This window comes from Paenibacillus sp. 32O-W (assembly GCF_007679495.1).
Lineage (GTDB): Bacteria > Bacillota > Bacilli > Paenibacillales > NBRC-103111 > Paenibacillus_L > Paenibacillus_L residui.
Map to the genome: position 1 here is coordinate 38,030 of NZ_VEGP01000045.1, position 6,563 is coordinate 44,592.

A 6,563-nucleotide genomic window follows, 5' to 3' on the forward strand; every position below is an offset into this window, starting at 1 on the left:
CTGCTGCGACGTTCGTTCGGGCGGATACTTTTTTCCATCCATATATGGGGAGAAGGGGGACGAGGCTGTGAATTTACTTATCGTTGATGACGAGCCGGTCATCCGCAAAGGTTTGGTCCGGATGGCCGAGCAGTATCATTCGTCTCTTGCCAGCATATATACCGCCAATAATGGTGTGCACGCGCTGGAGGTTGTCCAGGAGTATAAGCCGGAAATCATCTTCACGGACATCCGGATGCCCAAGATGGACGGGCTGGAACTATGCAGGCATATTCATGAGCAGTACGATCATATTCAAACCGTAGTCATTTCCGGTTACGGGGATTTTGCTTATGCTCAGCAGTGCTTGACTTACGGGGTAAAGCACTATTTATTGAAGCCGGTTACAAAACCTGATGTTCATGCCATATTGGACAAATTGCTGAACAAGCCGGTCAAGGGCTACATTCCCATATCCAGGTATGTGGAATGGATGGATCAGGCGGATCAATGCATCTGGTCCCTGGACCAGGAGAAGTTGAGGAAGCTGGTTCAGCAGTGGAAAGAGGACTGCTTCTCCACAGGAATGAATGCGCTTCAATGCAGCGAATTGCTTAAAGATTGTATAAGCATGCTTGAGAGAAGGCTGCAGGCTAGAGACTCCTCTTTTCCCCGGATCTCCTCGGAATATATGGGAGCGCGGACCCGGGAGGAAGCATTCGATTTTTTCGAACGGCAGTTGGAGCGGATCATGGATGAGCTGAGCCTGAAAAGAAACGGCCGGTTCAAGGATCCTCTGGAGGAGGCGAAGGCCTATATCGAGCTTCATCTGTCCGAGGAAATCTCCCTCGAGGAGGTTGCGGAGAAAGCCGGATTTACGCCCAATTACTTCAGCTCCCTGTTCAAAAAGATGACGAACGAAACCTTCGTCCAATACCGGATCAAGAGAAGGATGGAGAAAGCGCAGCAGCTGCTCGCGGTTCCGCATTTTCGCATTGTGGATGTCGCGGCGGAGGTCGGATACGAGGACTATCCCCATTTTACGAAGATGTTTAAAAAAGTGACCGGTCAGTCTCCGTCGGAATACCGGGCCAAGCTGGGGATTAAATGATCAAGGGCAGTCTGTACCGGAAACTACTCTTGTATTTTCTCGTCATCATAGTAGCGACTCTCGTTTCCGTCGGCATATCCACCTACAGTAAATCTTCGAAAGAGCTGGATGACCAAATCAGGCGCCATATGTCGCAAATTATTAACAATGCCATTAATCATACCGACCTGTACCTGAAATCGTATGAGCGTTCCATTATTGCGCTTCTGAACAATCGGGATGTGAAGAAATTTATAGACCTGCCCAATCCGCCGGAAGATTACGATTATTATCATTATCGCAAGCTGATCAAGGAGGTCGGGCTGCAGCCGATCCTTATCCGAAATCCGGAGATATTATCCATCTATATTATCAGCTTTGACGGCAATGCGATCTATGATTACAACGGTATGCCGGATGAAACCTTCTCTTCCGCCGAAATTGAGGAGCAGCTCAGGTTTTTGCTGGAATACACGAAGCCGGACGGCAGCTTATCGATTATGAACAGCAGCATTTTTCCAACGTATGACAAGCAGGTGGTGAGGCTGGCCCGGCAGATCAAAGGCTATTCCTCTACTGAATACAAGGGGATTCTCGCCATTGAAATCAAATCCATGGAGCTGTCCGCTTTGTGGAACGGAGTCGATTTGGGCAAGGACGGGTATTTTTTTATCGTGGATAAGAAGGGAAAAATCGTCTATCATCCGGATCCTTCCCGGATTCGTACGGATGTGGAAGGAACGTTCAGGGACAACATTTTACACGCGGATGAGCAGATGTTTATGGTGAACGAAGAAGGCCGCGAGCGGATGTTCATGAGCCGCAAGTCGGATTATTCCGGCTGGAATCTGGTCGTATCCATGCCAATGGATGAAATTATGAAGCCCGTCTCAAGCATAAGGATGACGACGATCATTGTAGGATTGTTCACGTTTGCATTCGCTTCTCTGCTGGCGTACCGGTTCAGCCGCTCCATTACCCGCCCCATCCAGGTACTCAAAAAAGGAATGAGGCAAACGGAAAAAGGAAACTGGATGATGATTCCGCTGCCCGAGCAGAAGGATGAAATCACGGAGCTTATGGTCCGTTACAATCTTATGGTCAACCGGTTGTCCGAGTTGGTGGAGCAGGTTTATGAGGCGGAGCTGAAAAATCACGAAACCCAGATGGAGAGACAGAAGGCGGAATTCCAGTCGCTGCAGCTTCAGATTAATCCCCACTTTCTGTATAACACTCTGGAGACGATTGTATGTTACGCCGCAGTGCAGGATTCAGAGGAAATATCGGATATTGTGAAAGCGATGGCATACATGCTCCGGTATTCGATTCAGACCAATCTGGAGGAGATTACCGTTGCGAATGAATTGAACCACGTCCTTAACTATATGATTATTCTAAAACACCGAATAGATCGCGAATTCGAAATTGATGTGTCCGTTCCTCCAAGATTTTTGCTGAAGAAAATGGTGCGTCTGACCCTGCAGCCTTTGGTGGAAAATGTGTTTCAGCATGCCTTTCCGGATGGAGTGGAGGATCATCACTGGATACGGATCGATGCGGAGGAGAAGGGAGACCGGTTCCGCGTCATCGTGGAGGACAATGGGGTCGGGATCGCACTTGATCATTTGCAGCTGCTGCAGTCCAAGCTGCAGACCAATCGGCTTGCGGATGAGGAGGATGGCTCGCGGAAGGATAAAGGCGGGATTGGAATGGTTAATGTTCACCGGCGTATCCAAATGGTGTTCGGAGAGGAGTATGGGCTGACGATAGAGAGTGAGCCGGGACGAGGGACCAGAATGATTATGAATATGCCCCTGCATGGCAACGGAATCAAACCTCCGGGAACGGCTTGAACGGATTATGGGACAGGACAGCTCTATTGCTTGGGCGAACCCGTTTGCGAATCGGGACGTCAGCAAGTCCTGCCCCCTGCGGAGTTCCGGGAAACCGGGTGTTAGAGGAGGCGACCTTGGTCCGATAAGTGCCAGCCGTTAAACGAACATGGGAGAGGAGCTTTGTATATGGAAAATCGTTGGATTTCCGCTGACAAAGGCTGGGAGGAGGTGGCGGCCGGCGTATGGAGACTTCGCGTCGGGAATCCTTCCGGGCGGACGCCGTCTTCGATCGTCCAGCCGTTACATAAGACGGAGGCGCTGGAGCGAATGGGAAGCGGCAGCCTGCCTTTCCAACTGAGTGAGATTGAGCTTAGGACGGACCAGCTTCGAACCGTCATTACTCTTCCGCTGCAAAGGGATGAGCGGCTGTATGGGCTGGGTCTTCAGTTCATGCGGATGAATCATCGCGGGCGGACGAGATATTTGCGTGTGAACAGCGATCCGAAGCAGGATACCGGCGAGACTCATGCGCCGGTTCCATGGTACGTCTCCAGTCTTGGATACGGAATATATGTAGATACCTCGCGCATCGCAACCATTTACTGCGGGTCCGCAGTGCGTTCGGACTGTCTGTACGGGGAAGCGAAGGACCGCAACAGCGACCCGGACTGGAAGGCGACTCCGGTTTCGGACCAAGTCGAGATGGTTATCCCGGATCAGGGGGCTGAGTTGTATGTATTTGCCGGCCCGACCATATTGGATGCGGTTCGCCGCTATAACCTGTATCATGGCGGGGGAGTCCTGCCTCCAAGATGGGGGCTGGGCTTCTGGCACCGGGTGCCGAAGAGCTATTCGGCGGATGAGGTGCTGAAGGAAGCCATGGAATTTCGCGAGCGGGGGGTGCCGTGCGATGTCATCGGGCTGGAGCCGGGTTGGCACAGCAGAAGCTATCCGGTAACGTACGAGTGGCATGAAGGGAGATTCCCGGATCCGGCCGGCTTTGTAGACGAGATGAAGAAGAACGGTTTCCGCGTCAATCTGTGGGAGCATCCTTACGTATCTCCGGATGCAGGAATCTACGAGCCGCTTAAGGCACTATCCGGCTCCCATACGGTATGGCATGGATTGGTGCCGGACTATACATTGCCGGAAGCGCGGCAAATTTACAGCGATCAGCACCGCCGGGAGCATGTGGACAAGGGAGTGTCCGGATATAAGCTGGACGAATGCGATGGGAGCGAACTGACGCGTAATTCATGGATATTTCCCGAGCATGCCGAGTTTCCGTCCGGGTATGATGGCGAGCAAATGCGCCAGATCTACGGCTTGGCGCTGCAGAAGATGACAGCGGACCTGTTCCGCGCCGCCGGCCGAAGAACCTACGGTCTCGTCAGAGCGTCCAATGGATGCGCCTCCTCCATGCCTTATGTTCTGTATTCCGACTTGTATGATCACCGCTCTTTCGTACGGGCATTATGCAATTCCGGCTTCAGCGGCTTGCTGTGGACTCCCGAGGTGCGGAAAGCGGAGAATGCGGAAGACTGGGTCCGGCGGATGCAGGTAGTCTGCTTGTCGCCGCTGGCCATGTTGAACGCTTGGGCGGACGGGACGAAGCCGTGGTCCTTCCCCGAAGCTGAGCCTGTCGTCACCAAGTATATCCGCTTGAGAATGCGGTTGATTCCATATCTATACTCGGCCTTCGCCCGCTATTACGAAGAAGGGGTTCCTCCTATCCGGCCGATGGCCCTGGAAGAAGCGTTCGCGGCCCGAAATGCGCGGGGGGAGAGCAAGCTGGACTCGACGGATTTCGCGTATGGGGCTTCAGCGGAAAGCGAGCTGGACGACCAATATATGCTCGGTGATTCCATGCTGGTAGCTCCTCTGTTCGCCGGTGAACGGAGCCGCCAGGTTTATTTGCCGGTAGGGGTATGGTACGATTTCGATACCGGAATCCGTCATGAAGGGGGACGTTATATCGAGGCCTCCCCCGGACTGGACACTATTCCTGTCTATGTGCGGGACGGCTCGATCATTCCGATGATGCCGGAGCTGCCGCATGTCCCGCGACAAGGGGAGCAGGTAGCTATCGAGCTGCATCATTATGGCACGACCTCGGGCAAGTTCCGCTTGTTCGATGATGACGGAGAAAGCTTCGCTTACGAACAAGGGGAGTATCGTTGGCGGGAAGCCGTGCTTCGGGTGTTGGAAGAGGGCCGCTATGAAACATCGGTCTCCCCGGCCGAACAGGGCTGGTCTTCGGCTTATAGCGGGTTTACTTGGGTATGTCACCATTTAGGCACGAAATAGGAGCAGGCAGAAGAGGGAAGGTCACAGGCAGTGGATCGGGATTGGCCTGTTTCTAATTAGGATATAATAGGAATCATTCTGGTTACTCACCGTGTTTAAATAGGAGGGACGACATGAAGGATAAGGATAAACTGGAGAAAATCGTTACGGAGACTCTGCTGGAGGGAGAATTCAATAAGGGTGATCCGGATGATGAAGCGGTCGGACGCCTACCATCCAAATATGAAATCCGGCAGACCGTCCAGTTGGATCCCATCGTTGAGGAGACGAAGCGGTTCCGGACCATGGGTAAAGAAGTGGATGACCGGTATGATGAATATATGAAACGGGCCAACAGGGAAGATCCCGAGGACGGGGATAAGAATTAGAAGCGGCTCTCAAAAAGTTTCATAGAGATGAGGGGGGCTGCCGCCCCAGCCTGCCAAACCTGCCGGGATAATCATACGGCAGGTTTTCTCTTTCTTACCTGAGAAGGCGGATCGGTTTCTTGTATAAAGGGTACAGCCACTTAACCCCGCTCGGTGTAAAAGTATCTGCCAGCAGGTGAGAAAAATAGCTGATGGCGGACAAAGCGGCGATCCCCTCAATACCGACTTGACGCTCCAATCCCAACCCGATTGCCCACCATAGAAATACAGCCCATAAGGTATGGGTCATCCCTCTGTGCTTTAACCAAGGGGCCCAGGCAATGAACAGGCCGAGTCCGGCCAACCAGATCATTTCATTCTGCCATCCCCAATAAATCAGACCGATCCCGATAAGACTCAGCAGAAAATTGCGGATAACTCCTTGACGCGTAATCAGGCCGAGAAGAAACAGGGCGGTGGCCACCATAGTCCACTCCATATAGAAGAGATGGCGGTAAAAATAGAAGTAAAGAACAGCCCCTACGGATAAAATCCCCAGGCCCAGAATGCTTTCTCGGAGCAGCTTGGACATTTTATCCAATTTGCCGCTCAGAATACTGTTGCCGTCCAGGTCGGCACTTAAGGAGGAGAAGGCGGCCGCCGCCACACACATAGCCCCTTCTTTAAAATCCATCGAATGGTACAGTCCGGCAAACACGCCAATGGCCGCGCCGATAGCAAGATGAGTAGAGCCTTTCATAATTCCTCCCGAATTAGAAACATATGTTCTGATCTTTTATTATACACTTTGTAACTGCATTTAACAATCGCCGCGACCGCTTATATGGCACTATTTTCGAAAGAGCTTGAGCGGCATGAAAAAAGAACCTCCACTCATCATTATTCAATGAGATTGCCGAGGTTCTTATTAACCACATTAGAAAGTTTAAGTTCATTAAAGCATTAAAATGGAACAACTTTCTAATTGGCATAAAAAGCTACCTT

General features: G+C 51.8%; 5 protein-coding genes. 4 read left to right on the plus strand and 1 reads right to left on the minus strand.

Annotation, left to right across the window (positions count from 1 at the left end; translation table 11 throughout):
• Positions 1-67: 67 nt before the first annotated feature.
• From FS806_RS17170 to FS806_RS17185, 4 genes are all read left to right on the plus strand, one after another.
• Complete coding sequence (locus FS806_RS17170; RefSeq protein ID WP_144939084.1) at positions 68-1,090, plus strand: response regulator transcription factor; 1,023 nt, start codon at positions 68-70, stop codon at positions 1,088-1,090.
• Entirely contained in the window at positions 1,087-2,922 is a 1,836-nt protein-coding gene (locus FS806_RS17175; protein WP_144939086.1) for a cache domain-containing sensor histidine kinase, read from the plus strand. The genes FS806_RS17170 and FS806_RS17175 overlap by 4 nt, the downstream gene beginning before the upstream one ends.
• A 168-nt stretch (positions 2,923-3,090) precedes the next feature.
• Complete coding sequence (locus tag FS806_RS17180; RefSeq protein ID WP_144939088.1) at positions 3,091-5,211, plus strand: TIM-barrel domain-containing protein; 2,121 nt, start codon at positions 3,091-3,093, stop codon at positions 5,209-5,211.
• 113 nt (positions 5,212-5,324) lie between these two features.
• Positions 5,325-5,579, plus strand: coding sequence for a hypothetical protein (locus tag FS806_RS17185; RefSeq protein ID WP_144939090.1), 255 nt, complete (start codon positions 5,325-5,327; stop codon positions 5,577-5,579).
• Between the two features lie 94 nt (positions 5,580-5,673).
• Here the strand turns inward: FS806_RS17185 and FS806_RS17190 are convergent, their stop codons facing one another.
• Positions 5,674-6,318, minus strand: coding sequence for a metal-dependent hydrolase (locus tag FS806_RS17190; protein WP_144939092.1), 645 nt, complete (start codon positions 6,316-6,318; stop codon positions 5,674-5,676).
• Positions 6,319-6,563: the final 245 nt, after the last annotated feature.